19 protein-coding genes are annotated in these 21431 nt (G+C 72.5%); 10 read left to right on the top strand and 9 right to left on the bottom strand.

Annotated features, from left to right (window positions below):
• The first annotated feature begins 257 nt into the window (after nucleotides 1-257).
• Both ACFVIU_RS32075 and ACFVIU_RS32070 read left to right on the top strand, forming a co-directional pair.
• Nucleotides 258-1172: an NUDIX hydrolase gene (locus ACFVIU_RS32075; protein WP_385846847.1), complete on the top strand. Its 915-nt coding sequence runs from the start codon at nucleotides 258-260 to the stop codon at nucleotides 1170-1172.
• Nucleotides 1169-1999 (top strand): MBL fold metallo-hydrolase, encoded by an 831-nt coding sequence (locus tag ACFVIU_RS32070; protein ID WP_385846845.1) that lies wholly within the window; start codon nucleotides 1169-1171, stop codon nucleotides 1997-1999. The genes ACFVIU_RS32075 and ACFVIU_RS32070 overlap by 4 nt, the downstream gene beginning before the upstream one ends.
• A gap of 23 nt (nucleotides 2000-2022) precedes the next feature.
• Here ACFVIU_RS32070 and ACFVIU_RS32065 read toward each other — a convergent pair whose 3' ends face one another.
• Both ACFVIU_RS32065 and ACFVIU_RS32060 read right to left on the bottom strand, forming a co-directional pair.
• The gene (locus ACFVIU_RS32065) at nucleotides 2023-2847 is read right to left on the bottom strand and encodes a nucleotidyltransferase domain-containing protein (RefSeq protein WP_385846844.1); all 825 of its coding nucleotides are present in this window, start codon (nucleotides 2845-2847) and stop codon (nucleotides 2023-2025) included.
• Nucleotides 2848-2992: 145 nt separating this feature from the next.
• Complete coding sequence (locus ACFVIU_RS32060; protein WP_018547939.1) at nucleotides 2993-3667, bottom strand: Crp/Fnr family transcriptional regulator; 675 nt, start codon at nucleotides 3665-3667, stop codon at nucleotides 2993-2995.
• Nucleotides 3668-3942: 275 nt separating this feature from the next.
• Between ACFVIU_RS32060 and nth the strand changes: the two genes are divergently transcribed.
• The 3 genes from nth to ACFVIU_RS32045 are packed head-to-tail and all read left to right on the top strand — an operon-like array spanning nucleotide 3943 to nucleotide 7099.
• A complete protein-coding gene (gene nth, locus ACFVIU_RS32055; protein ID WP_385846842.1) occupies nucleotides 3943-5133 on the top strand; it encodes an endonuclease III in 1191 nt (396 codons plus the stop codon).
• Between the two features lie 57 nt (nucleotides 5134-5190).
• Nucleotides 5191-5886, top strand: a complete 696-nt coding sequence (locus ACFVIU_RS32050) for an NUDIX hydrolase (RefSeq protein ID WP_385846840.1) — start codon at nucleotides 5191-5193, stop codon at nucleotides 5884-5886.
• Nucleotides 5887-5899: 13 nt separating this feature from the next.
• The gene (locus ACFVIU_RS32045) at nucleotides 5900-7099 is read left to right on the top strand and encodes a MarP family serine protease (RefSeq protein WP_385846838.1); all 1200 of its coding nucleotides are present in this window, start codon (nucleotides 5900-5902) and stop codon (nucleotides 7097-7099) included.
• A 25-nt stretch (nucleotides 7100-7124) separates the two neighbouring features.
• On the opposite strand, the gene ACFVIU_RS32040 is transcribed toward ACFVIU_RS32045, so the two are convergent.
• The 5 genes from ACFVIU_RS32040 to acs all read right to left on the bottom strand — a co-directional run bounded on the left by ACFVIU_RS32040 (nucleotide 7125) and on the right by acs (nucleotide 12629).
• A complete protein-coding gene (locus ACFVIU_RS32040) occupies nucleotides 7125-7304 on the bottom strand; it encodes a hypothetical protein (RefSeq protein ID WP_385846836.1) in 180 nt (59 codons plus the stop codon).
• Between the two features lie 151 nt (nucleotides 7305-7455).
• Complete coding sequence (locus ACFVIU_RS32035; RefSeq protein WP_385846835.1) at nucleotides 7456-8376, bottom strand: alpha/beta fold hydrolase; 921 nt, start codon at nucleotides 8374-8376, stop codon at nucleotides 7456-7458.
• Entirely contained in the window at nucleotides 8373-8873 is a 501-nt protein-coding gene (locus ACFVIU_RS32030; protein ID WP_385846833.1) for a phage holin family protein, read from the bottom strand. Before ACFVIU_RS32030 ends, ACFVIU_RS32035 begins: the two co-directional genes overlap by 4 nt.
• A gap of 118 nt (nucleotides 8874-8991) precedes the next feature.
• Nucleotides 8992-10434, bottom strand: coding sequence for a Na+/H+ antiporter NhaA (nhaA, locus tag ACFVIU_RS32025; RefSeq protein ID WP_385846832.1), 1443 nt, complete (start codon nucleotides 10432-10434; stop codon nucleotides 8992-8994).
• Nucleotides 10435-10673: 239 nt separating this feature from the next.
• On the bottom strand, nucleotides 10674-12629 hold the full coding sequence (gene acs / locus ACFVIU_RS32020; protein WP_385846831.1) for an acetate--CoA ligase: 1956 nt from the start codon (nucleotides 12627-12629) through the stop codon (nucleotides 10674-10676).
• A gap of 314 nt (nucleotides 12630-12943) precedes the next feature.
• On the opposite strand from acs, the gene ACFVIU_RS32015 reads away from it, so the two are divergent.
• Complete coding sequence (locus tag ACFVIU_RS32015) at nucleotides 12944-14215, top strand: hypothetical protein (protein ID WP_385846829.1); 1272 nt, start codon at nucleotides 12944-12946, stop codon at nucleotides 14213-14215.
• 52 nt (nucleotides 14216-14267) lie between these two features.
• Here ACFVIU_RS32015 and ACFVIU_RS32010 read toward each other — a convergent pair whose 3' ends face one another.
• Nucleotides 14268-15296, bottom strand: a complete 1029-nt coding sequence (locus ACFVIU_RS32010) for an ATP-binding protein (protein ID WP_385846828.1) — start codon at nucleotides 15294-15296, stop codon at nucleotides 14268-14270.
• A gap of 101 nt (nucleotides 15297-15397) precedes the next feature.
• Between ACFVIU_RS32010 and ACFVIU_RS32005 the strand changes: the two genes are divergently transcribed.
• Nucleotides 15398-16222 (top strand): oxidoreductase, encoded by an 825-nt coding sequence (locus tag ACFVIU_RS32005; RefSeq protein ID WP_385846827.1) that lies wholly within the window; start codon nucleotides 15398-15400, stop codon nucleotides 16220-16222.
• A 365-nt stretch (nucleotides 16223-16587) separates the two neighbouring features.
• On the opposite strand, the gene ACFVIU_RS32000 is transcribed toward ACFVIU_RS32005, so the two are convergent.
• A complete protein-coding gene (locus ACFVIU_RS32000; RefSeq protein ID WP_385846825.1) occupies nucleotides 16588-17418 on the bottom strand; it encodes an HAD family hydrolase in 831 nt (276 codons plus the stop codon).
• Between the two features lie 592 nt (nucleotides 17419-18010).
• On the opposite strand from ACFVIU_RS32000, the gene ssd reads away from it, so the two are divergent.
• The 3 genes from ssd to ACFVIU_RS31985 are packed head-to-tail and all read left to right on the top strand — an operon-like array spanning nucleotide 18011 to nucleotide 21197.
• The gene (gene ssd / locus ACFVIU_RS31995; RefSeq protein WP_385846824.1) at nucleotides 18011-19117 is read left to right on the top strand and encodes a septum site-determining protein Ssd; all 1107 of its coding nucleotides are present in this window, start codon (nucleotides 18011-18013) and stop codon (nucleotides 19115-19117) included.
• A complete protein-coding gene (locus ACFVIU_RS31990) occupies nucleotides 19114-20310 on the top strand; it encodes a TadA family conjugal transfer-associated ATPase (protein WP_385846823.1) in 1197 nt (398 codons plus the stop codon). Before ssd ends, ACFVIU_RS31990 begins: the two co-directional genes overlap by 4 nt.
• The gene (locus ACFVIU_RS31985) at nucleotides 20307-21197 is read left to right on the top strand and encodes a type II secretion system F family protein (RefSeq protein ID WP_385846821.1); all 891 of its coding nucleotides are present in this window, start codon (nucleotides 20307-20309) and stop codon (nucleotides 21195-21197) included. Before ACFVIU_RS31990 ends, ACFVIU_RS31985 begins: the two co-directional genes overlap by 4 nt.
• Nucleotides 21198-21431: the final 234 nt, after the last annotated feature.

Genomic DNA, 21431 nt, shown 5'->3' with positions numbered 1-21431 from the left:
GTCGGCCGGAGTGAGCAGCCGCCGGATCTCGGCCCACGGCAACCGGCAACCGGCAGCTGGCCGGGCCCGGCAGTCCGCCGCATCCCGCCCCCGACAGTCGGCAGCCGGCACTCGGTCCCCGGCCGCCCCCGACGGTCAGCAGCACGGCGGGCCCCGCACCCAGCAGCCGCCCCCCCCCGCAGCCCCACCCCTCACCCTCGCCCCGCCTCCCCCGGGCACCTCTCGAACATTCGCCCTATACGGGATAGCCTCCGGCCATGGCGAACGGTCAGTGGTATCCACCGGAGTGGCCGGACCGCATACGTGCGCTCGCGGCCGGCACCCTCACCCCGGTGTCCCCCAGGCGGGCGGCCACGGTGCTGCTCCTGAAGGACACCGAGAGCGGCCCGGCCGTCCACATGCTGCGCAGACGCGCCTCCATGGCCTTCGCCGGAGGCGCGTACGCCTATCCCGGGGGCGGTGTCGACCCGCGCGACGACGACCGTCAGATCGGCTGGGCGGGCCCCACGCGCGCGTGGTGGGCACAGCGGCTCGGCGTCGACGAGAACAGCGCCCAGGCGATCGTCTGCGCGGCCGTACGGGAGACGTACGAGGAGGCGGGCGTCCTGCTCGCCGGGCCGGACGCGGACTCGGTCGTCGGGGACACCACGGGCGAGGACTGGGAGGCCGACCGGGCCGCCCTGGTGGCCCGTGAGCTGTCCTTCGCCGAGTTCCTGGACCGGCGCGGCCTGGTGCTGCGCGCGGACCTGCTGGGTGCCTGGGCCCGTTGGATCACCCCGGAGTTCGAGGCCCGCCGCTACGACACCTGGTTCTTCGTGGCCGTCCTGCCGGAAGGCCAGCGCACGCGCAACGCCTCCACGGAGGCCGACCGCACGGTGTGGATCCGCCCCGCCGATGCCGCCGCCGGCTACGACAAGGGCGAGCTGCTGATGATGCCGCCCACCATCGCCACCCTGCGCCAGCTGCTGCCGTACGCCACCGCCGCGGAGACGCTCGCGGCGGCCCCCGCGCGCGATCTGACACCGGTGCTGGCCCGGGCCCGTCTCGTGGACGGCGAGATCGTGCTGTCCTGGCCGGGGCACGACGAGTTCACCAAGCACGTCCCCACCGCCCCGGCGCCCGCCCCGACGACCGCCACGCAGGCCGGAACGACCGGTGGAGGCTCCGCATGACCGACGCAGCAGCTCTGCCCGGACAACCCCGGGGCGCGGTGGTCTCGGGCCCCGCCACCGCACGGGCGGTGAACGTCCTCGCGCCCAACGCCTCCGCGATGACCCTGGACGGCACCAACACCTGGATCGTCGCCGAACCGGACTCCGACCTGGCCGTGGTGATCGACCCGGGACCGCTGGACGACGGCCATCTGCGCGCCGTCGTGGACACGGCCGAGAGGGCCGGCCGGCGCATAGCCCTGACCCTGCTCACCCACGGCCATGCCGACCACGCCGAGGGCGCCGCCCGCTTCGCCGAGCTGACCGGTACGCGCGTGCGTGCGCTCGATCCGGCGCTCCGGCTGGGGGACGAGGGCCTGGCCGCGGGGGACGTGATCACCGTGGGCGGCCTGGAGCTGAGGGTCGTACCCACCCCGGGGCACACCTCGGACTCGCTGTGCTTCCATCTGCCGGCCGACCAGGCGGTGCTGACCGGTGACACCATCCTGGGGCGCGGTACGACGATGGTGGCCCATCCGGACGGCCGTCTCGGCGACTATCTGGACTCCCTGCGCCGGCTGCGGTCCCTGACGGTGGACGACGGCGTGCACACCGTGCTGCCGGGCCACGGACCGGTCCTGGAGGACGCGCAGGGCGCCGTCGAGTTCTATCTGGCCCACCGCGCCCACCGGCTCGCCCAGGTGGAGACCGCGGTCGAGGACGGTCATCGCACCGCGGCCGAGGTCGTCGCCCATGTGTACGCCGACGTGGACCGTTCCCTGTGGCCGGCGGCGGAGCTGTCGGTACGGGCCCAGCTGGACTATCTCAGCGAGCACGGGCTGATCTAGCGGGGCCGTATCCCGCGCCGTGGCTAGTTCTCCGGCCGCGGGGCCTTCACGCCGTGCACGCGCGCGTACTCGTCGGCGAGCCAGGGGCCGAGGTCGTCCACGTACGACCGCAGCAACTCCGCGTCGCCGACGGGCTCATGGCCGTACCGCGCCGCCGTACGCACCCGGGCGGCGCGCTCCGGGTAGTACGCGGCGAACGCCTCGGCCATCTCGCCCAGATCGCTCGTCCAGCCGTTCCAGCGGGGCATGACGAGCGTGAAGGCGGTGCGGACCAGATGCCGGGACATGAACCGCACCAGCGGCCGCCGCGCCGCCTCGGTGTCCTCCGCGCCCGCGATGCGCTCCCGCCAGCGCGGCAGCCACAGTGCGAGATCGCCGTTGGTCTCGCGGGCGAGCAGGGAGTCCGGGCGGTACCGGGGCAGCCGCTCGGCGAGATCCTCACCGAGCAGCGGGGTGCACAGGCAGGCGACGAACCAGGCCAGGTCGTGCCGCTCCAGCTCGCTCAGCAGCCGCTCCCGGCCGTACAGCAGCGTGCCGACGCCGTCGATCTGCGGGAACTCCCGGTCGAGCGCCTCCCCCAGCGCCCGTACGGCATCCCGGTCGCCGTCCCCGGGTTCCTCCTGGAGCACGACGAACAGGTCCAGGTCGCTGTGGCCCACGCGCGCGGTACCGCGCGGAATCGAGCCGTAGAGGTACGCGCTGTGCAGCCGCGCGCCGAGGGCCGCAGGCAACCGGTCGCGGGCCGCGTCCACGACCGGGCGGAAGGCGTCGGGCACGCGCGCGAGGGAGCCTTCGCGGGCGATGTGGCCATGGGCGTCGAGGCCGGGACGGCGATGCGGTGCGGACATGCCGCAACTGTGCCGTCTCCGCCGCTCCTGAGCAGCTGTTTTTCGAGCGCCGGAGGCGCCGTAGGCCGGGGAGGAGGAGCGCTCACGCTGCCACCGGGCCCCCGTCGGACGGCGGGACCCGGTGGTCGTACGGCCGAGGCCGGTGTCAGCGGGAGCGCTTGGCGAGCCGCTCCACGTCCAGCAGGATGACCGCCCGCGCCTCCAGGCGGAGCCAGCCGCGCTGGGCGAAGTCCGCCAGGGCCTTGTTCACCGTCTCGCGCGAGGCGCCGACCAGCTGGGCCAGCTCCTCCTGGGTGAGGTCGTGGACGACGTGGATGCCCTCCTCGGACTGCACGCCGAAGCGGCGGGACAGGTCCAGCAGGGCGCGCGCCACACGGCCGGGGACGTCGGAGAAGACCAGGTCGGACATGGCGTCGTTGGTCTTGCGCAGCCGGCGGGCGACCGCGCGCAGCAGGGCGGTGGCCACCTCGGGGCGGGCGTTCAGCCAGGGCTGGAGGTCGCCGTGGCCGAGGCCGAGCAGCTTGACCTCGGTCAGCGCGGTGGCGGTCGCCGTGCGCGGGCCGGGGTCGAAGAGGGACAGCTCGCCGATCAGCTCGCCGGGGCCGACGACGGCGAGCATGTTCTCGCGGCCGTCGGGGGAGGTGCGGTGCAGCTTGACCTTGCCCTCGGTGACGACGTAGAGCCGGTCGCCCGGGTCGCCCTCGTGGAACAGGGAGTCGCCACGCGCGAGGGTCACCTCACTCATGGAGGCGCGAAGCTCCGCGGACTGCTCGTCGTCCAGAGCCGCGAAGAGCGGGTTGCGCCGCAGAACGTCGTCCACGAGTTCTCTCCTTGTCGACCTGCTCAGGGGATCTTGCTCCCCCGTGTGCCAGGGGACCGTGTTCCCCATTTTGCCGGACGGTCCAAACAGTGTGATCTGTCACAAGGATGCCGCACAGGTGTCCCGGGGTAAGCGTCAGGGGTCCAATCGGGGGCTGATCTTCCGGGTCCGGGGCGGATGTCGGTGCCGGGCTCTAGGCTGGCCGGGTGTCCAAATCGCCGGTGAGAGCACAGGCCAAGGGGGCTGGGCGGGTGGTTGTACGTCGCGATTCCGCTGTGGGCGAACAGGGTCCTGGCGGTAGTAGGAAAACCGGCAAATCGGCTGAAAAGTCTGTAGATGTCGAGAAGGGCGCGAAGAAGAGCGCATCGGCTAAGAAGGCTGCGTCCGGCAAAAAGGCTGTACCGGCTGAAAAGGCCGCCCCGGCCAAGAAGAGCGCCCCGGCCAAGAGGACGGCGGCCGCCAAGAAGACAGCGGCAGCGAAGAAGGTCGCCCCGGCCAAGAAGACGGCAGCAGCCAAGAAGACGGCGGCGGACAAGAAGGCCGCCAAGGGCCCCGCAGTGAAGAAGAGCGCCGCCAGGAAGACCACGCCGGTGAAGAGGGCGGCGGCCGCCGCCGAGGTCCTGGCCGTCGGCGAGACGGTGACCGCCGGGAAGGCCGCGCCCGTGCGGACCGTGGCCGTGCGGACCCCGGCGGGCGAGTCCCGGACCGTGCTGGTCCGCCGGGCCCGCCGGATCAACCGCGAACTGGCCGAGGTGTATCCGTACGCCCACCCCGAGCTGGACTTCGCCAACCCCTTCCATCTGCTGGTCGCCACCGTCCTGTCGGCCCAGACCACCGACCTGCGCGTCAACCAGACGACCCCCGCGCTCTTCGCCCGCTACCCCACCCCCGAGGACCTCGCCGCGGCCGATCCGGAGGCGGTCGAGGAGATCCTGCGCCCGTGCGGGTTCTTCCGTATGAAGACGAAGTCGGTCATAGGGCTCTCCCAGGCCCTGGTGGCCGACTTCGGCGGCGAGGTCCCCGGCCGGCTGGAGGACCTCGTCAAGCTGCCCGGCGTCGGCCGCAAGACCGCCTTCGTGGTGCTCGGCAACGCCTTCGGCCGGCCCGGGATCACCGTGGACACGCACTTCCAGCGGCTGGTGCGGCGCTGGAAGTGGACGGACGAGACCGACCCCGACAAGATCGAGGCCGCCGTCGGCGCGCTCTTCCCGAAGAGCGACTGGACCGATCTGTCTCACCACGTCATCTGGCACGGCAGGCGGATCTGCCACGCCCGCAAGCCCGCCTGCGGCGCCTGCCCGATCGCGCCGCTCTGCCCGGCCTACGGCGAGGGCGAGACCGACCCGGAGAAGGCGAAGAAGCTGCTGAAGTACGAGAAGGGCGGCCTCCCCGGCCAGCGGCTCAACCCCCCGCAGGCCTACCTGGACGCGGGCGGCAGGCCGGCGCCGCCACTGGGGGCCGCGTGACGGAACGATCCCGGGGGCTTCGGGCGTTGGACAGGCAGAGCGGCGACGGGGGTGGCGATGACGAGGGCCAGTGAGACGCGGGGCGGTGCGGTGGCGCTCAGCACGGAGGGGCTGCCGGACTGGCTCGACCCGGTCGTCCGGGCCGCCGGGACGGTCCAGCCGCGCCAGCTCAGCCGCTTCCTGCCGCCCGAGGACGGCGCGGGCCGGCAGTCGGCGGTGCTCATCCTGTTCGGCGAGGGCGAGCAGGGCCCCGAGCTGCTGCTCATGGAGCGCTCCGGCTCGCTGCGCTCGCACGCCGGGCAGCCGTCCTTCCCGGGCGGCGCGCTCGACCCGGAGGACGGCGATCCGCGCGGCGAGGGGCCGCTGCGGGCGGCGCTGCGCGAGGCCGAGGAGGAGACCGGGCTCGACCCTGCCGGCGTGCAGCTCTTCGGGCTGCTGCCCGCGCTCTACATCCCGGTCAGCGGCTTTGTCGTCACCCCGGTGCTGGGCTGGTGGCGCGAGCCCAGCCCGGTCGGTGTCGTCGACCCGAACGAGACCGCGCGGGTCTTCACGGTCCCCGTGGCGGATCTCACGGACCCCGCGAACCGCGCCACCGCCATCCACCCCAGCGGTCACCGCGGCCCGGCATTCCTGGTCGAATCGACCCTGGTCTGGGGCTTCACCGCCGGGGTGATCGACCGGCTGCTGCACTTCGCGGGCTGGGAGCGGCCCTGGGACAGAGACAAGCACGTCCCGCTCGACTGGCGCTCATGACAGGGTGTCGTCTGTGAACGTGCTGGACATCCTGTTGCTGGTCGCGGCCGTGTGGTTCGCGGTGGTGGGCTACCGCCAGGGATTCGTCGTCGGCATCCTGTCGGTGATCGGGTTCCTGGGCGGCGGTCTCGTCGCCGTGTACACGCTGCCCGTCATCTGGGACGCCGCGACCGACAACGCGGACGTCAGCACCACGGCCGCCGTGGTCGCCGTGGTCGTCGTCATCGTCTGCGCCTCCATCGGCCAGGCGCTCACCACCCACCTGGGCAACAAGCTGCGCCGGTACATCACCTGGTCCCCGGCCCGCGCCCTGGACGCCACCGGCGGCGCGCTGGTCAACGTCGTCGCGATGCTGCTGGTCGCCTGGCTGATCGGCTCCGCCCTGGCCGGCACCTCGCTGCCGACCCTGGGCAAGGAGGTGCGCGGCTCCAAGGTGCTGCTCGGGGTCTCCCGGGCGCTGCCGGCGCAGGCCGACACGTGGTTCGCGGACTTCTCCTCCGTCCTCGCGCAGAACGGCTTCCCGCAGGTCTTCAGCCCCTTCGCCAACGAGCCGATCAAGGACGTCGAGCCGCCCGACCCGGCCCTCGCCGGCAGCCCGGTGGCCGCCAGGGCCCAGCGCTCCATCGTCAAGATCACCGGCACCGCGCAGAGCTGCGGCAAGGTCCTGGAGGGCACCGGCTTCGTCTTCGCCGACCGCCGGGTCATGACCAACGCGCACGTGGTCGGCGGGGTCGACGCGCCGACCGTCCAGATAGGCGGTGTGGGCCGCCGGTACGACGCGAAGGTCGTCCTGTACGACTGGAAGCGCGACATCGCCGTCCTCGACGTACCGGACCTGAAGGCGAAGTCCCTGACGTTCTCCGCGCGGGACGCGGCCGGCGGTGACGGCGCGATCGTCGCGGGCTTCCCGGAGAACGGCTCGTACGACGTGCGCGCCGCGCGCGTGCGCGGGCGCATCACGGCCAACGGCCCGGACATCTACCACCGGGGCACGGTCCGCCGCGATGTCTACTCGCTGTACGCGACCGTCCGCCAGGGCAACTCCGGCGGCCCGCTGCTCACGCCCGCCGGCCGGGTGTACGGCGTGGTCTTCGCCAAGTCGCTGGACGACGCCGAGACCGGGTACGCCCTCACGGCGGACGAGATCAGGCCCGACATCGCCCGGGGACGTACGGCGAACGAACAGGTGGACACCGACAGCTGCGCGCTGTGAACCCGGTCCTCAAGGGGTCGGGGGTTCAGCCGCGCGGGTGACGCAGCCGTACCGAGACCCAGCGGGCCCGGCGGCGCAGGATGCGCGGGATCCCCACCCTCAGGTCCCCCTCCCCGTCCTGCGGGGTACCGCGCTGAGGCGTGCTCAGGCCCGTGGCCGAGCGGCGGTTGCGGGGTGCGTCACTGTAGTCGTGCGTCCAGCCCATACCCCGACGTGTGCCCCTGCCCGAAGGTCGATAACCGCCTCCGTGGCCCCCAATTGGCCTATGCGGCAGGCATGTGGCCGTTCGAGGGACATCTGTTCACCAAACGGATACTCCACGCACCGATTTCGTCACCGAACGGTCGCCGCGTACCTCACCGGTCGGGCTCGGGGTCCTTCAGCCAGTTGACCAGTTCGGTGGAGAACGCGACCGGGTCCTCCTCGTGCGGGAAGTGGCCGAGCCCGTCGAACAGCCGCCAGCGGTACGGCGCTTCGACGTACTCGCCCGAACCGGCCGCGCTGCGCGTGCGCATGACGGGGTCCAGGGAGCCGTGCAGATGCAGCGTGGGCACCCGCACCGGCCGCTTCATCCGGCGGTAGAACTGGATGCCGTCCGGGCGGGCCAGCGAGCGCACCAGCCAGCGGTACGGCTCGATGGAGCAGTGCGCGGTGGACGGGATGCACATGGCCCGCTGGTAGGTCTCGACGGTCTCGTCCTCCGGCAGCCGCGGCCCGGACCAGTCCCGGAGCAGCCGGCCCACCAGCGCCCCGTCGTCGGCGGTGAGTTGACGCTCCGGCAGCCACGGCCGCTGGAAGCCCCAGACACAGGAGTTGGCGGCCGACTGCCGGGCGTCCCGGAGCATCGCCGCGCGCCAGCGCCGCGGGTGCGGCATCGACACCACGGCGAGGCGCCGGACGAGCTTGGGCCGCATCGCGGCCGCCGTCCACGCCAGATAGCCGCCCAGGTCATGGCCGACCAGGGCGGCGTCCGGCTCGCCGAGCGAGCGGATCACCCCGGTGACGTCGAGGGCGAGGTTGGCCGGGTCGTACCCGCGGGGGGTGCGGTCGCTGCCGCCGACGCCCCGCAGGTCCATGGCCACCGCCCGGTAGCCGGCGTCCGCGAGCGCCACCAGCTGGTGCCGCCAGGTCCACCAGAACTGCGGGAAGCCGTGCAGCAGCAGCACCAGGGGGCCGTCGCCGAGTTCGGCGATGTGGAAGCGGGCGCCGTTCGCGGCGACGTCCCGATGGCTCCAGGGGCCGTCCATGCGTACGGCCGAGGGTGCGGGGTCCGTCATGACGACGAGCGTGCCACAGCCTCAATGGCCGCGGGTGCTTTGTCCCCCGGCAGTTCCGGTCGCAGTTCCGGTCGCGGGTGCGGCTTGGCGTTCTGGAGGACGCCCGCCGTCTCCTTCACCGACGCGGCCACCTTCTGCGGACCCTGCCCCTTCTTGGCCTTCTTCGCCATCGCCACGCCGACCAGGGCGAGGACACCGGCGACGAGCACGTTCGCCGCGAAGGACAGCAGGAAGCAGACCGCCAGGTTCCAGTGGCTCCAGGTGCGGATGCCGTAGGCCAGGGCGAAGTTGAGCATCGGCAGGGAGAACACCAGCACCGCGCCGGCCAGCGAGAAGGCGCCGCCGCTCACCGCGCCGCGCTTGACGTCCTGCTTCAGCTGGGCCTTGGCCAGCGCGATCTCGTCGTGCACCAGCGCCGACAATTCGGTCGTCGCCGAGGCGAACAGCTGGCCGATGCTGCGTTCGGCGCCGACCGGGCTGCCGTCGGGTGCGCTCATCGCGTTCTCCCTCAGAGGTCTGATGTGCCGTACCGCCGTACGCGGGCCGCTCAGGTGCCGTCCTGGGCGGCCGTTCCGGGCGTCGTACGGCCGTCTTGTTTTGTACCGTCTCGTCAGATCATGCCGGACGGTCGCCCTCCTCGCCTGCCCCGCCCGCCACTTCCGAAAGCCCGTGGCGCGCCGCGGCCGCCCGCTCGGCGGCGATCCGCCGGTGTTCGGCGGCCTTGCGCTCGTAGATCGCGGCCAGCCGCAGGTGGTACTCCGGGTTGTCCTGTTCGTAGATGTCCGGGATGCCGTCGAGGTCCTCGTCGCGCTCCTCCTCCGCGCACAGCCTGCGGTACTTGGCGTTGCGTATCTTCAGCAGCACCGTGGCGCACACGGCGGCGAGCAGCGAGCCGGTGAGCACGGCCGCCTTGACCTCGTTGGTGAGGGCGCTGTCGCCGGCGAAGGCGAGTTCGCCGATGAGCAGTGAGACGGTGAAGCCGATGCCGGAGAGCGAGGCCAGCGCGAAGACGTCGGCCCAGGCGAGGTCCTCGCTGAGCGAGGCACGGGTGAAGCGGGCGGTCAGCCAGGTGCCGCCGAAGATGCCGAGCGTCTTGCCGGCGACCAGCCCGAGCACCACCCCGAGCGTCTCCGGCCTGGTGAAGACGTCCCGCAGCGCCCCGCCCGAGATCGACACCCCGGCGCTGAACAGCGCGAACAGGGGCACGGCGAGCCCGGCCGACAGGGGGCGCACCAGATGCTCGACGTGCTCGCCGGGCGAGCGGTCCTCCCCCTCCCGGGCCGTGCAGCGCAGCATCAGGCCCATCGCCACGCCGGCGATGGTGGCGTGCACCCCGCTGTTGTACATCAGCGCCCAGATCACGACGGCGAGCGGGACGTACACGTACCAGCCGCGGACGCCCCTGCGCAGCAGCAGCCAGAAGACGGCCAGGGCGGCGGCCGCCCCGCCGAGCGCGGCGAAGTTCAGCCGGTCGGTGAAGAAGACCGCGATGATCAGGATCGCGAACAGGTCGTCGACGACCGCGAGGGTGAGCAGGAAGGCGCGCAGGGCGCTGGGCAGCGAGGTGCCGATGACCGCGAGGACGGCGAGCGCGAAGGCGATGTCGGTGGCGGTGGGCACCGCCCAGCCCTGGGTGGAGCCGCCCGCGGTGAGGTTGGCGACGGTGTACACGAGAGCCGGTACGGCCATGCCGCACAGCGCGGCCACCACGGGCAGCGCGGCCGCCTTCGGGTCGCGCAGGTCCCCGGCGACCAGCTCGCGCTTCAGCTCGATGCCGGCGACGAAGAAGAACACCGCGAGCAGGCCGTCGGCCGCCCAGTGGGCGACGGACAGGTGCAGGCCGAGCGCGGCGGGGCCGAAGTGGAAGTGGCTGACGGTCTCGTAGCCATGGTGGAGCGCCGGGATGTTCGCCCAGATCAGCGCGGCCACGGCGGCGAGGAGGAGCAGGATGCCGCCGACGGTCTCGGTGCGCAGCGCGTCCGCGACGAAGGTGCGCTCCGGCAGGGACAGCCGGCCCAGGAGCTTGCGCGGGGCGGCCGGGGTGCGGAGCGCGGTCACGGGAGACCTCCGGTGGGTGGGCAGGGTCGGCTCACTTGCCGACCAGACTTCCCGGCGCACCCATGACGCGTCCTTGACGCTTTACTTAGCTTACCTAAGATCTTGCGTCTGTCCAAGCTCTTCTTCCCGGGCCGTGGGCGACCGGGACCGGTGATCCTCACGGTAGACGCGGAAGGGGCACCCGGCGCGTTGTGCGACGGGTGCCCCTTCGGGGTGGATCAGTGCCGGCCGGGTGCCGCTCAGTCCTCGCTGGGGGCGGCCGGGAGCTTGGTCTGGATGAGGTCCATGACCGTGGAGTCCGTCAGCGTGGTGACGTCACCGAGCTGGCGGTTCTCGGCCACGTCGCGCAGCAGCCGGCGCATGATCTTGCCGGAGCGGGTCTTGGGCAGCTCGGCCACCGGCAGGATCCGCTTGGGCTTGGCGATCGGTCCGAGCGTGGCGCCCACGTGGTCGCGCAGCTCGCCCACGAGCGTGTCGGTCTCGGCGGCCGTACCGCGCAGGATCACGAAGGCGACGATGGCCTGCCCGGTGGTCTCGTCGGCGGCGCCGACGACGGCCGCCTCGGCGACCGAGGGGTGCGAGACGAGCGCCGACTCCACCTCGGTGGTGGAGATGTTGTGCCCGGACACCAGCATCACGTCGTCCACCCGGCCCAGCAGCCAGATGTCCCCGTCGTCGTCCTTCTTGGCGCCGTCCCCGGCGAAGTACCGGCCCTCGAAGCGGGACCAGTAGGTGTCGAGGAACCGCTGGTCGTCGCCCCAGATGGTGCGCAGCATCGACGGCCACGGCTCGGTCAGCACCAGGTAGCCACCGCCGCCGTTCGGCACCTCGTGGCCCTCGTCGTCGACGACGGTCGCGCTGATGCCGGGCAGCGGGCGCTGCGCGGAGCCGGGCTTGGCCTCGGTGACGCCGGGCAGCGGCGAGATCATCATCGCGCCGGTCTCGGTCTGCCACCAGGTGTCCACGACCGGAGTCCGGTCGGCACCGATGTGCTTGCGGTACCAGATCCAGGCCTCGGGGTTGATCGGCTCGCCCACCGAGCCGAGCACGCGCAGGCTGGACAGGTCGAACTTGGCGGGGACGTCGTCGCCCCACTTCATGAACGTCCGGATCGCCGTCGGCGCGGTGTAGAGGATCGAGACCTTGTACTTCTGCACGATCTCCCAGAACCGGCCCTGGTGCGGGGTGTCCGGGGTGCCCTCGTACATGACCTGGGTGGCGCCGTTGGCCAGCGGGCCGTACACGATGTAGGAGTGCCCGGTGACCCAGCCGACGTCGGCCGTGCACCAGTAGACGTCGGTCTCCGGCTTGAGGTCGAACACCGCCCAGTGGGTGTACGCGGTCTGGGTCAGATAGCCGCCGGAGGTGTGCAGGATGCCCTTCGGCTTCCCGGTGGTGCCGGAGGTGTAGAGGATGAACAGCGGGTGCTCGGCCTCGAACGCTTCCGGGGTGTGCTCGGCCGACTGGCGGTCGACCAGCTCGTGCCACCAGTGGTCCCGCTCCTCGTTCCAGGCGACCTCCTGCCCGGTACGACGCACCACGAGCACGTGCTCGACGCTGTCGACCTTGGCGATCGCCTCGTCCACGGCGGGCTTGAGCGCGGACGCCTTGCCGCGCCGGTAGCCGCCGTCGGAGGTGATGACGACCCGCGCGTCGGCGTCCTGGATGCGGGTCGCGAGCGCGTCCGCCGAGAAGCCGCCGAAGACCACCGAGTGGGTGGCGCCGATGCGGGCCGTGGCCAGCATGGCGATCGCGGTCTCGGGGATCATCGGCATGTAGACGGCGACCCGGTCGCCCTTGCGGACACCCAGTTCCAGCAGCGCGTTCGCCGCCTTGGACACCTCGTCCTTCAGCTCGGCGTAGGTGATCGAGCGGCTGTCGCCGGGCTCACCCTCGAAGTGGATCGCGACCCGGTCCCCGTGTCCGGCCTCCACATGGCGGTCCACGCAGTTGTAGGCGACGTTCAGCTCGCCGTCCTTGAACCACTTCGCGAACGGGGGGTTCGACCAGTCCAGCGTCTCCGTCGGCTCCTTGGCCCAGGTCAGCCGCCGGGCCTGCTCGGCCCAGAAGCCGAGCCTGTCAGCCTTGGCCTGTTCATACGCCTCCCCCGTGACGTTGGCGTGTGCGGCCAGGTCGGCGGGGGGTGCGAACCTGCGCTCTTCCCTGAGCAGGTTGGCCAGGCTCTCGTTGCTCACGACATCTCCCTCTCGAAGGGTGTCCGTTGTGTCCCAGGCCACAGCTCATCAGACGCGGGGGGCCGATGACAAGAGCCGACGGCTAAATTGGTTTAGACCTGTCGGGCGGCCTCTTCCGCCCTGGCCGAAATGGCCTCTCGCACGGCCTCTGCGTTCACCCGTGGGCGTGAAGCGAGCATTTCATCGGCTTGTCGTATTAATTCCTTCCGCGCCTCGTGCGACCTTGACGGCGCTGTCGGTACAAGCCCGGCACATCACCAGAAACAGCCCAGCCGGCAGCGTGTGCCCGAGAGAAGGAAGAAGGTGGGCGGAACATGGCCGCCACCCAGAGGATCGCCGTCGGTGCCATGGTCGCCGCGGCCTGCGCCGCGTCGCTCGCCGGATGCTCGAGCGACTCCAGCAGTACGAAGCAAGGGGCGTCCGGCCCGCAGAAGCAGGCGCCGGCCCCCGCACCGGGGAGTGTGCTCCGGCTGATCGGCGACGGATCCACCGCGTACACCGGTGCCCAGCCGCATCTGCCCCGGCCGGAGCGGCTGAAGCCCGGTCAGAAGCCCCCGCAGTTCGTCGTCTTCTCCTGGGACGGCGCGGGCGAGGACAGCCAGAAGCTGTTCTCGCACTTCCGCAAGGTCTCCCAGGAGAACCACGCGACCATGACGTACTTCCTCAGCGGCGTGTACATGCTGCCGGAGGAGAAGCGCGACCTGTACAAGCCGCCGCAGCACGCCCCGGGCCGCTCCGACATCGGCTTCAACGACGCCCAGGGGATCGCCGACACCGCCAGGCAGGTACGGCTGGCCTGGCTGGAGGGCAATGAGATCGGCACCCACTTCAACGGCCACTTCTGCGGCCCCGACGGTGGCGTCGGCACCTGGTCGGTGGACGAGTGGAAGAGCGAGATCAACCAGGCCAAGCAGTTCGTGAAGAGCTGGAAGACCAACGCGGGCATGAAGCGCTCGGCGCCGCTGCCCTTCGACTACGACAAGGAGCTGATCGGCGCCCGCACCCCCTGCCTGGAAGGGCAGAAGAACTTCATGAAGGCCGCCCGCCAGATGGGCTTCCGCTATGACTCCAGCGGGGTCAACGACCAGGTGTGGCCGAAGCGGAAGGAAGGTCTCTGGGACCTGTCGATGCAGCTGGTGCCCTTCCCCGGCCACACCTACGAACAGCTGACCATGGACTACAACTTCATGGTCAACCAGTCCGGCACCGAGACCCAGGGCGACCCCGACAAGTTCGACTACTGGGGCGACCAGATGCGAGACGGCCTGATCAAGGGCTTCTACCGCGCCTACGACGGCAACCGCGCGCCCCTGATCATCGGCAACCACTTCGAGTCCTGGAACGGCGGCACCTATATGCGTGCCGTCGAGGACACGGTGAAGGAGGTCTGCAACAAGCCCGACGTGCGCTGTGTCTCCTTCCATCAGCTGGCCGACTGGCTGGACGCCCAGGACCCGAAGACCCTTCAGAAGCTGCGCACCCTGAAGGTGGGCGAGGCTCCCAGGCAGGGCTGGGCGTCCTTCCTGTCCGGCCGCCCGGCTCCGGCGCCCAAGGGGGTGCCGGGGGCGCCGGCGGACAAGCGGTAGGCGTCAGCAGCGGACGCGGATGGGGATGCGGGCGGCGGGTGCGGCGGCCGGCTCAGACAGGTGCCGCCGCGCCCGCGCCGATGCGGTCGCCCGCCCCCATGTGATCGCCCGCGCCGAGGTGCTCGCCGAGCACGAAGGAGGGGTCGACCTGCGCCGCCAGGTCGGCCCCGGTGCGCTCGTTGCCCCACGACTCGGCGTTCTTCAGGTGGAAGTGCACCATCTGACGGGTGTAGTGCTCCCAGTCGCGCAGCTCGTACCGGGCGTCCGCCGCGGCCTTCAGGGTGTGCAGCGCACGGGCGTTGGCCTCCTCCAGGAGATCGAACCGGGGCGGGCGGCCCTTCTCCATGGCGCGCACCCAGTCCGAGCGCCCGACCGTCACGAGCAGGTCGTCCCCGACCTCCGCGCGCAGGAAGTCGATGTCGTCCTGTTCCTGGACCTTGTTGCCGACGACCTTCAGGGCCACCCCGAAGTCGCGGGCGTACTCCTTGTACTGGCGGTAGACGGAGACCCCCTTCCGGGTCGGCTCGGCGACGAGGAACGTCATGTCGAAGCGGGTGAACATGCCGGAGGCGAAGGAGTCGGAGCCCGCCGTCATGTCGACCACGACGTATTCGTCGGGGCCGTCGACGAGGTGGTTCAGGAACAGCTCCACCGCTCCCGTCTTGGAGTGGTAGCAGGCGACCCCCAGGTCGGCGTCCGTGAAGGGGCCCGTGACCATCAAACGGACGGCGCCGCCGTCGAGTTCCACCGGGCGGGCGCAGGCGTCGTAGACCGGGTTGGGCTCCCGCACCCGGACCAGACGGGAGCCCTCGCCGGGCGGCGTGGTCTTGATCATCGTCGCGGCGGAGGCGATGCGCGGGTTGGTGCCGCGCAGGTAGTCCTTGATCAGGGTGAGCCGGCTGCCCATGGCGGGCAGTGCGGCCGCCTCTTCCTCCTCGAGGCCGAGCGCGGGGCCGAGGTGCTGGTTGATGTCCGCGTCGATGGCGACCACCGGTGCACCGGCGGCCGCGAGATGGCGGATGAAGAGGGAGGAGAGCGTGGTCTTGCCGCTGCCGCCCTTCCCGACGAAAGCAATTTTCATGTTCACCAACGGTAGTCGGGTGATAGCTGTGGGTGTCAGGTGGAAGTGAAGAAGACCACTCCTTCGTGGGGTGGGCGGGTCGGGTGCGTAGGGTCGTACTCATGAGTACGACAGGCGCGAACGCCGACCCCCTCGCGGCCCTGGGCGCGCTGCCCGGGGTGGCCGACTCTGTGGAGTCCGTACGCAAGGCCGTGGACCGGGTCTACGGGCACCGGATCATGCGTCGGCGCAGTACCGCGGTCACGTCCGAGGCGGCGCTGCGCGCGGCTCGCGGCTCGGCGGCGCTGTCCGGCGCGGACTGGGCCCTGGAGGAGGTCCGGCGGCGCACCGACTTCAGCGCCGACGCCGAGGCGCGCACCGTGGGCGCGGCCCTGCGGCTGTCGGCCGAGGCAGGGCAGCTGCTGTCCATCTGGCGGCAGTCGCCGCTGCGGGTGCTGGCGCGGCTGCATCTGGTGGCCGCCGCGGAGCAGGACGAGCGGGTCGGCAGGCCGCGGCAGGCCGGCGAGGCGGTGGACGAGCCGCTGGTCGAGCTGCCGCTGCCGGATGCCGACGAGGTCGCCGGCCGGCTGGAGGGACTGGCCGAGCTGATCGTCGCCGGGACCTCCGCGCCCGCGCTGGTGACGGCCGCCGTGGTGCACGGCGAACTGCTCGCGCTGCGTCCCTTCACGTCCCACAACGGCCTGGTCGCGCGCGCGGCCGAGCGGATCGTGCTGATCGGCAGCGGCCTGGACCCCAAGGCGATCTGCCCGGCCGAGGTCGGCCATGCCGAGCTGGGCCGCGCGGCCTATCTGGGGGCCCTGGACGGCTATGTCTCCGGTACGCCCGAGGGCATGGCGGCCTGGATCGCGCACTGCGGCAAGGCCGTGGAGCTGGGGATGCGCGAGTCGACCGCGGTGTGCGAGGCGCTCCAGCGCGGCGCCGCCTGACGGAAGGGCCCGGGAAGGGTCACGGCAGGGCCCGGGAAGGGTTGCGGCGGTACGAGAGACTCGTACCGCCGCTGGCATGCTCACCGGGTTACCAAGCGTCCTCGATATGTGCCCATCAGGTCGGGGTCTTTGCCCGTCACCTGGTGCGGCTGGCCCGTAATCGACGGGTCGACGTCGCGTGGGTGCCCGGTGTTCATGCGAGGTCCGTGGGGCCAGTGCGTAGTGACAGGGGATCCTCTCGGATGTCCTTGGTCTCGCGGGCCTGACTTCTTTCTACCCCGTACCGGTGGTAACCGGAACCCTTCGTGGCACTTATTTACTTGCGCGATCAAACCGGGTGAAACGGGTGCGGCCACGGGTGCGGCTCAGGCGGTGCCGCGCCGCCGGTTGGCGTACCAGACCAGGCCCGCCGTCGCGGCCGCCGCACCTATGGCCGCCGCCGCGACCAGCGCCGGGCGGGGCGGGACGGACAGCGTGGGCAGCCGCTTCTTGAGCGGGACCGGCCGGCGGAACTCCAGAACCGGCCAGCCGCGGGCGAGCGCCTCGCGCCGCAGTGCCCGGTCCGGGTTCACGGCGTGCGGGTTCCCGACCTCCTGGAGCATCGGCAGGTCGGTCGCCGAGTCGCTGTAGGCGTAGCAGCGGTCGAGGTCGTAGCCCTCGGCCGCGGCCAGCTCCCTGATCGCCTCGGCCTTGGTCGGGCCGTACGCGTAGTACTCCACCTCGCCGGTGAAGCAGCCGTCCTCGCCGACGACCATGCGGGTGGCGACCACGCGGTCCGCGCCCAGCAGCTCGCCGATCGGCTCGACCACCTCGGCGCCCGAGGTGGAGACGATCACGACGTCCCGCCCGGCCGCGTGGTGTTCCTCGATGAGGGAGGCGGCCTCGTCGTAGATGATCGGGTCGATCAGTTCGTGCAGGGTCTCGGCCACGATCTCCCGCACCTGCTGCACATTCCAGCCGCGGCACAGCGCGGAGAGGTACTCGCGCATCCGCTCCATCTGATCGTGGTCCAGGCCGCCGGCCAGGAAGACGAACTGGGCGTATGCGGTCCGCAAGGCGGCCCTGCGGTTGATCAGTCCGCCTTGGTAGAAGGACTTGCTGAAGGTGAGCGTGCTCGACTTCGCAATGACCGTCTTGTCCAGGTCAAAGAAGGCTGCTGTGCGAGGCAAGGAGTGGTTTTCCACGCCCCTGAGCATAGGCGCCCACCATTCGGCGTAAGGTGGGGCGCGTGGGTTTGCCTGAGAGGGCTCTCGGGTACACCATGGAAGTCACGGATCGTTCGCGACCGTGCTAACCCGGCCCGACTCCTCCCCCCCCGAGTCGGCCGTGGGGACGACCCCCGCTCTCCCCCCCGGCGGGGGTCGTCGCATGTCCGGGTGGGTTTTGCTGCTCCCCTCTTCTTCTCGTACGGCGTTGCGGCCCGGGTGATCCCGCTGGTGGCCGCCGCTTCCCCATGGCCATGATCCGTTACCCAGAGTAATCGGTGTGCTGCTCTGTGGAAGTCGTACAGGGATCAGTACAGGGGTCACCGGTATGGGTGACGGAGTTATTCACAGGCCCGAAGTTGTCCACCGTTTTCGACCAAGATCCACACGATTTCGGGGATCGCTGCACCGTGATTCCAGCGCGCTCCGGCCGCGGCGAGTTCATGGCCGATTCCGATTGCGGGGCGCGTATGGCCGGTTCCTGTCGGCCGTTCATATGGAGACCGCTTGCCGGTTCTCCGCACGCCCGGGAATCGCGGGGCCGCACCGGCCGCGCGGAACACACAGCGAAGGGGGAACGCACATGTCCAAAACCGTCACCCACGACCCACCGCCCGACCCCGGCGGCCGGCCGGGACGGCCGCTCATCGTCACCGAGGACACCTGGCTGCTGGACGACCTGCTGCGCCTGTGCGCGGCCGCCGGCGCCACCCCCGAGGTCCACCACGCTCTCCCGGCCGCCGGCGACGGCTGGCAGACGGCCCCGCTCGTCCTGATCGGCGACGACGTCGCCCGCCGGATGCGGGGAGCCGCGCGCCGCCCCGCGGTGGTGCTGGTCGGCCGTGACCAGGACGACCCGGGGGTGTGGAAACGGGCCGTCGAGATCGGCGCCGACCATGTGCTGATGCTGCCCGACGGAGAGCAGTGGCTGGTCGACCGCATCGCCGACGTCGTCGAAGGCGTCGGCCGTCCGGCCCTCACCGTGGGGGTGATGGGCGGGCGGGGCGGGGCCGGAGCCTCCACGCTCGCCTGCGCCCTCGCCGTCACCTCCGCGCGCGAGGGGCTGCGCACCCTGCTGGTGGACGCCGATCCGCTCGGCGGCGGACTCGACGTCCTCCTCGGCGGGGAGACCGCCGAGGGGCTGCGCTGGCCCGCCTTCGCCGCCTCCCGCGGCCGGGTCGGCGGCGGTGCCCTGGAGGAGTCGCTGCCCGAACTGCACTCCCTGCGCGTGCTGAGCTGGGACCGCGGCGACTGCGTCGCCATCCCGCCGCAGGCCGTGCGGGCGGTGCTCGCCGCCGCCCGGCGACGCGGCGGCACGGTCGTGGTCGACCTGCCCCGCCGGCTCGACGACGGGGTCGCCGAGGCCCTCGCCCAGCTCGACCTGGTGCTGCTCGTCGTCCCCGCCGAGCTGCGGGCGGTCGCGGCGGCCGGCCGGGTGGCGTCCGCCGTCGGCATGGTCGTCCGCGATCTGCGCGTCGCGGTCCGCGGCCCGTACGCCCCCGGCCTGGACGACCACGAGGTGGCCCGGCTGCTCGGGCTGCCGCTCGCCGGCGAGGTGCCGGCCGAACCCCTGCTGTCCCGCCCGCAGGCCGGGGCGAAGCCGCCCGGTGCCACCGGACGCGGCCCGCTCGCCCGCTTCTGCACGGACTTCTGGGAGCGCGCGCTGGTCGAGGCGGGAGGCACCCGGTGAGCCTGACCGGAGCCGGCCCGGTGGACGGCGCCCTGCTCGACGGCGTCCGACGGCGGCTGGCCGAGAGCGGCGCCGAACCCACCCCGGCGCGCGTGGCCCAGGCCCTGCGCGAACAGGGCCGGGTGCTCGGCGACGCGGAGGTGCTCGGCGCGGCCGAACGGCTCAGGTCGGAGCTGGTCGGCACCGGCCCGCTGGAGCCGCTGCTCGCCGACCCGGACGTCACCGACGTGCTGGTGTCGGCCCCGGACCGGGTATGGGTGGACCGCGGCGGCGGCCTCGAACTGACCCCGGTGGCCTTCCCCGACGCGGCGGCCGTACGACGCCTCGCGCAGCGCCTGGCCGCGGTGGCCGGACGCCGGCTGGACGACGCCCGGCCCTGGGCGGACGCCAGGCTGCCCGACGGCACCCGGCTGCACGCGGTGCTGCCCCCGGTCGCCGTCGGCTGCACCTGCCTGGCCCTGCGGGTGGCCCGGCCCCGGGCGTTCACCCTCGCGGAACTCGTCGCGGCCGGCACGGTGCCGCCCGGCGGTGACCGCATCCTGGCGGACCTCGTCGGGGCCCGGCTGTCCTTCCTGGTCAGCGGCGGCACCGGGAGCGGCAAGACGACCCTGCTCAGCGCCCTGCTGGGGCTGGTCGGCCAGGGCGAACGGATCGTGCTCGCCGAGGACTCCGCCGAGCTGCGGCCGGAGCACCCGCATGTGGTCCGGCTGGAGACCCGGCCCGCCAACCAGGAGGGCGCGGGCCTGGTCACGCTGGAGGACCTGGTCCGGCAGGCGCTGCGGATGCGGCCCGACCGGCTGGTCGTCGGAGAGGTGCGCGGACCCGAGGTGGTGCACCTGCTCGCGGCACTCAATACCGGCCACGAAGGCGGCTGCTGCACGGTCCATGCCAACGCGGCCGGAGATGTGCCGGCCCGTCTGGAAGCGCTGGCCACGGCCGCCGGGCTGGACCGGGCGGCACTGCACAGCCAGCTGGCGGCCGCCCTCTCCGTCGTGCTCCACCTGGTACGGGACCGGTCCGGGCGGCGCCGGATCGCCGAGGTCCATGTGCTGGAACGGGATGCCTCGGGCCTGGTGCGGACGGTGCCGGCGCTGCGCTGGGGCGAGCGGGCCTTCGCACGCGAGCGCGGCTGGCAGCGGCTGCGCGGACTGCTCGCGGGCACCGACGGGTTCGGAAGCGAGGCCCAGACATGACGAGCGGGACCGACATGACCGGCCAGATGTCCCAGACGTCCCTGGGCGCCGCGCTGTTCTGTCTCGGCGCGGCCGTGTGGCTGCTGGGCGGAGGGCACTCCGGCGCCCGGCGTGCGCGGCTGCTGCTCGCCGGCGGCGGCGCGGTGGCCGTCGGACCACCGCCCGGGGAGCGGCTCCTCGCCGGACTGCGGCGGCTGCGCGGCCGGTGGCGGCCCGAGTGGTGGTCGCTGGTCGCCGGGGCGCTGCTCGGACTGCTGGGCGCCTCCCCGCTGCCGGTCGCCGCGGGGGCGGCCGGGGTGCCGGTGCTGCGCCGGGTGCTGCGGGCCCGGCAGGCCGGACAGGACCGGGAGCGGCGGGCCGACGCGGTGATCGGCCTGTGCGGGGCGCTCGCCGGGGAGGTGCGCGCGGGACGGCAGCCGGGCGAGGCGCTGTTGCGGGCCGCGCGGGACTCCGGCGGGCTCGGCGAGGCGCAGGCGGCCGTGGTGGCGGCGGCGCGGTTCGGCGGGGATGTTCCCGGCGCCCTCGCGGTGGCGGCCCGGCAACCGGGTGCCGAGGGACTGCTCGGGCTCGCCGCGTGCTGGCGGGTGGCCGTCGACCAGGGCGCCGGTCTCGCCGCGGGACTGGACCGGCTGGACGGCGCGCTGCGCGCGGAACGCGACCGGCGCGCCGACCTGAAAGCCCAGTTGGCGGGCGCGCGGGCGACCGCGGTGCTGCTCGCCGCGCTTCCCGCGCTCGGCCTCCTCCTCGGCGCGGCCATGGGCGCCGACCCGCTGTATGTGCTGCTGCACACCGGGGCCGGTTTTGGCTGTCTGGCGGCCGGGGCGCTGTTCGAGGCGCTCGGGTTGTGGTGGTCGGTCCGGATCATGCGGGCGGCGGGGGCGGGGTGAACGCGGGCGTGTGCAGGGGGTGGTGTGTGCACGCGCCGGACGGGGGTCGGGAGGGAGCACCGGTGCGGACGGGAGTGGGCCGGACGGGGGTCGGGAGGGTGCCCGGTGCGCACGGGGGCTGGTGCGCACGGGGGCTGGTGCGCGGGAGAAGCGGTCGGAGGGGTCGGGGGAGTGGTTCCGGGCGGGCGGCGAGGGGCGGCGAGATGGGTGGAGTGGCGGGGTGGGCGGAGTGGT

It is taken from the genome of Streptomyces sp. NPDC127190 (assembly GCF_042672505.1).
In the GTDB taxonomy this organism is placed as follows: domain Bacteria; phylum Actinomycetota; class Actinomycetes; order Streptomycetales; family Streptomycetaceae; genus Streptomyces.
This window is presented reverse-complemented; position numbering and strand designations above follow the sequence as displayed.

Excerpts from the sequence above, each read along its gene's own strand:
- ACFVIU_RS32075 (WP_385846847.1), top strand. The coding sequence starts at position 258 with ATGGCGAACGGTCAGTGGTATCCACCGGAGTGGCCGGACCGCATACGT.
- ACFVIU_RS32070 (WP_385846845.1), top strand. The coding sequence starts at position 1,169 with ATGACCGACGCAGCAGCTCTGCCCGGACAACCCCGGGGCGCGGTGGTC.
- ACFVIU_RS32065 (WP_385846844.1), bottom strand. The coding sequence starts at position 2,847 with ATGTCCGCACCGCATCGCCGTCCCGGCCTCGACGCCCATGGCCACATC.
- ACFVIU_RS32050 (WP_385846840.1), top strand. The coding sequence starts at position 5,191 with ATGACGAGGGCCAGTGAGACGCGGGGCGGTGCGGTGGCGCTCAGCACG.
- ACFVIU_RS32040 (WP_385846836.1), bottom strand. The coding sequence starts at position 7,304 with ATGGGCTGGACGCACGACTACAGTGACGCACCCCGCAACCGCCGCTCG.
- ACFVIU_RS32035 (WP_385846835.1), bottom strand. The coding sequence starts at position 8,376 with ATGACGGACCCCGCACCCTCGGCCGTACGCATGGACGGCCCCTGGAGC.
- ACFVIU_RS32030 (WP_385846833.1), bottom strand. The coding sequence starts at position 8,873 with ATGAGCGCACCCGACGGCAGCCCGGTCGGCGCCGAACGCAGCATCGGC.
- ACFVIU_RS32015 (WP_385846829.1), top strand. The coding sequence starts at position 12,944 with ATGGCCGCCACCCAGAGGATCGCCGTCGGTGCCATGGTCGCCGCGGCC.
- ACFVIU_RS32010 (WP_385846828.1), bottom strand. The coding sequence starts at position 15,296 with ATGAAAATTGCTTTCGTCGGGAAGGGCGGCAGCGGCAAGACCACGCTC.
- ACFVIU_RS32005 (WP_385846827.1), top strand. The coding sequence starts at position 15,398 with ATGAGTACGACAGGCGCGAACGCCGACCCCCTCGCGGCCCTGGGCGCG.
- ACFVIU_RS32000 (WP_385846825.1), bottom strand. The coding sequence starts at position 17,418 with ATGCTCAGGGGCGTGGAAAACCACTCCTTGCCTCGCACAGCAGCCTTC.
- ssd (WP_385846824.1), top strand. The coding sequence starts at position 18,011 with ATGTCCAAAACCGTCACCCACGACCCACCGCCCGACCCCGGCGGCCGG.
- ACFVIU_RS31985 (WP_385846821.1), top strand. The coding sequence starts at position 20,307 with ATGACGAGCGGGACCGACATGACCGGCCAGATGTCCCAGACGTCCCTG.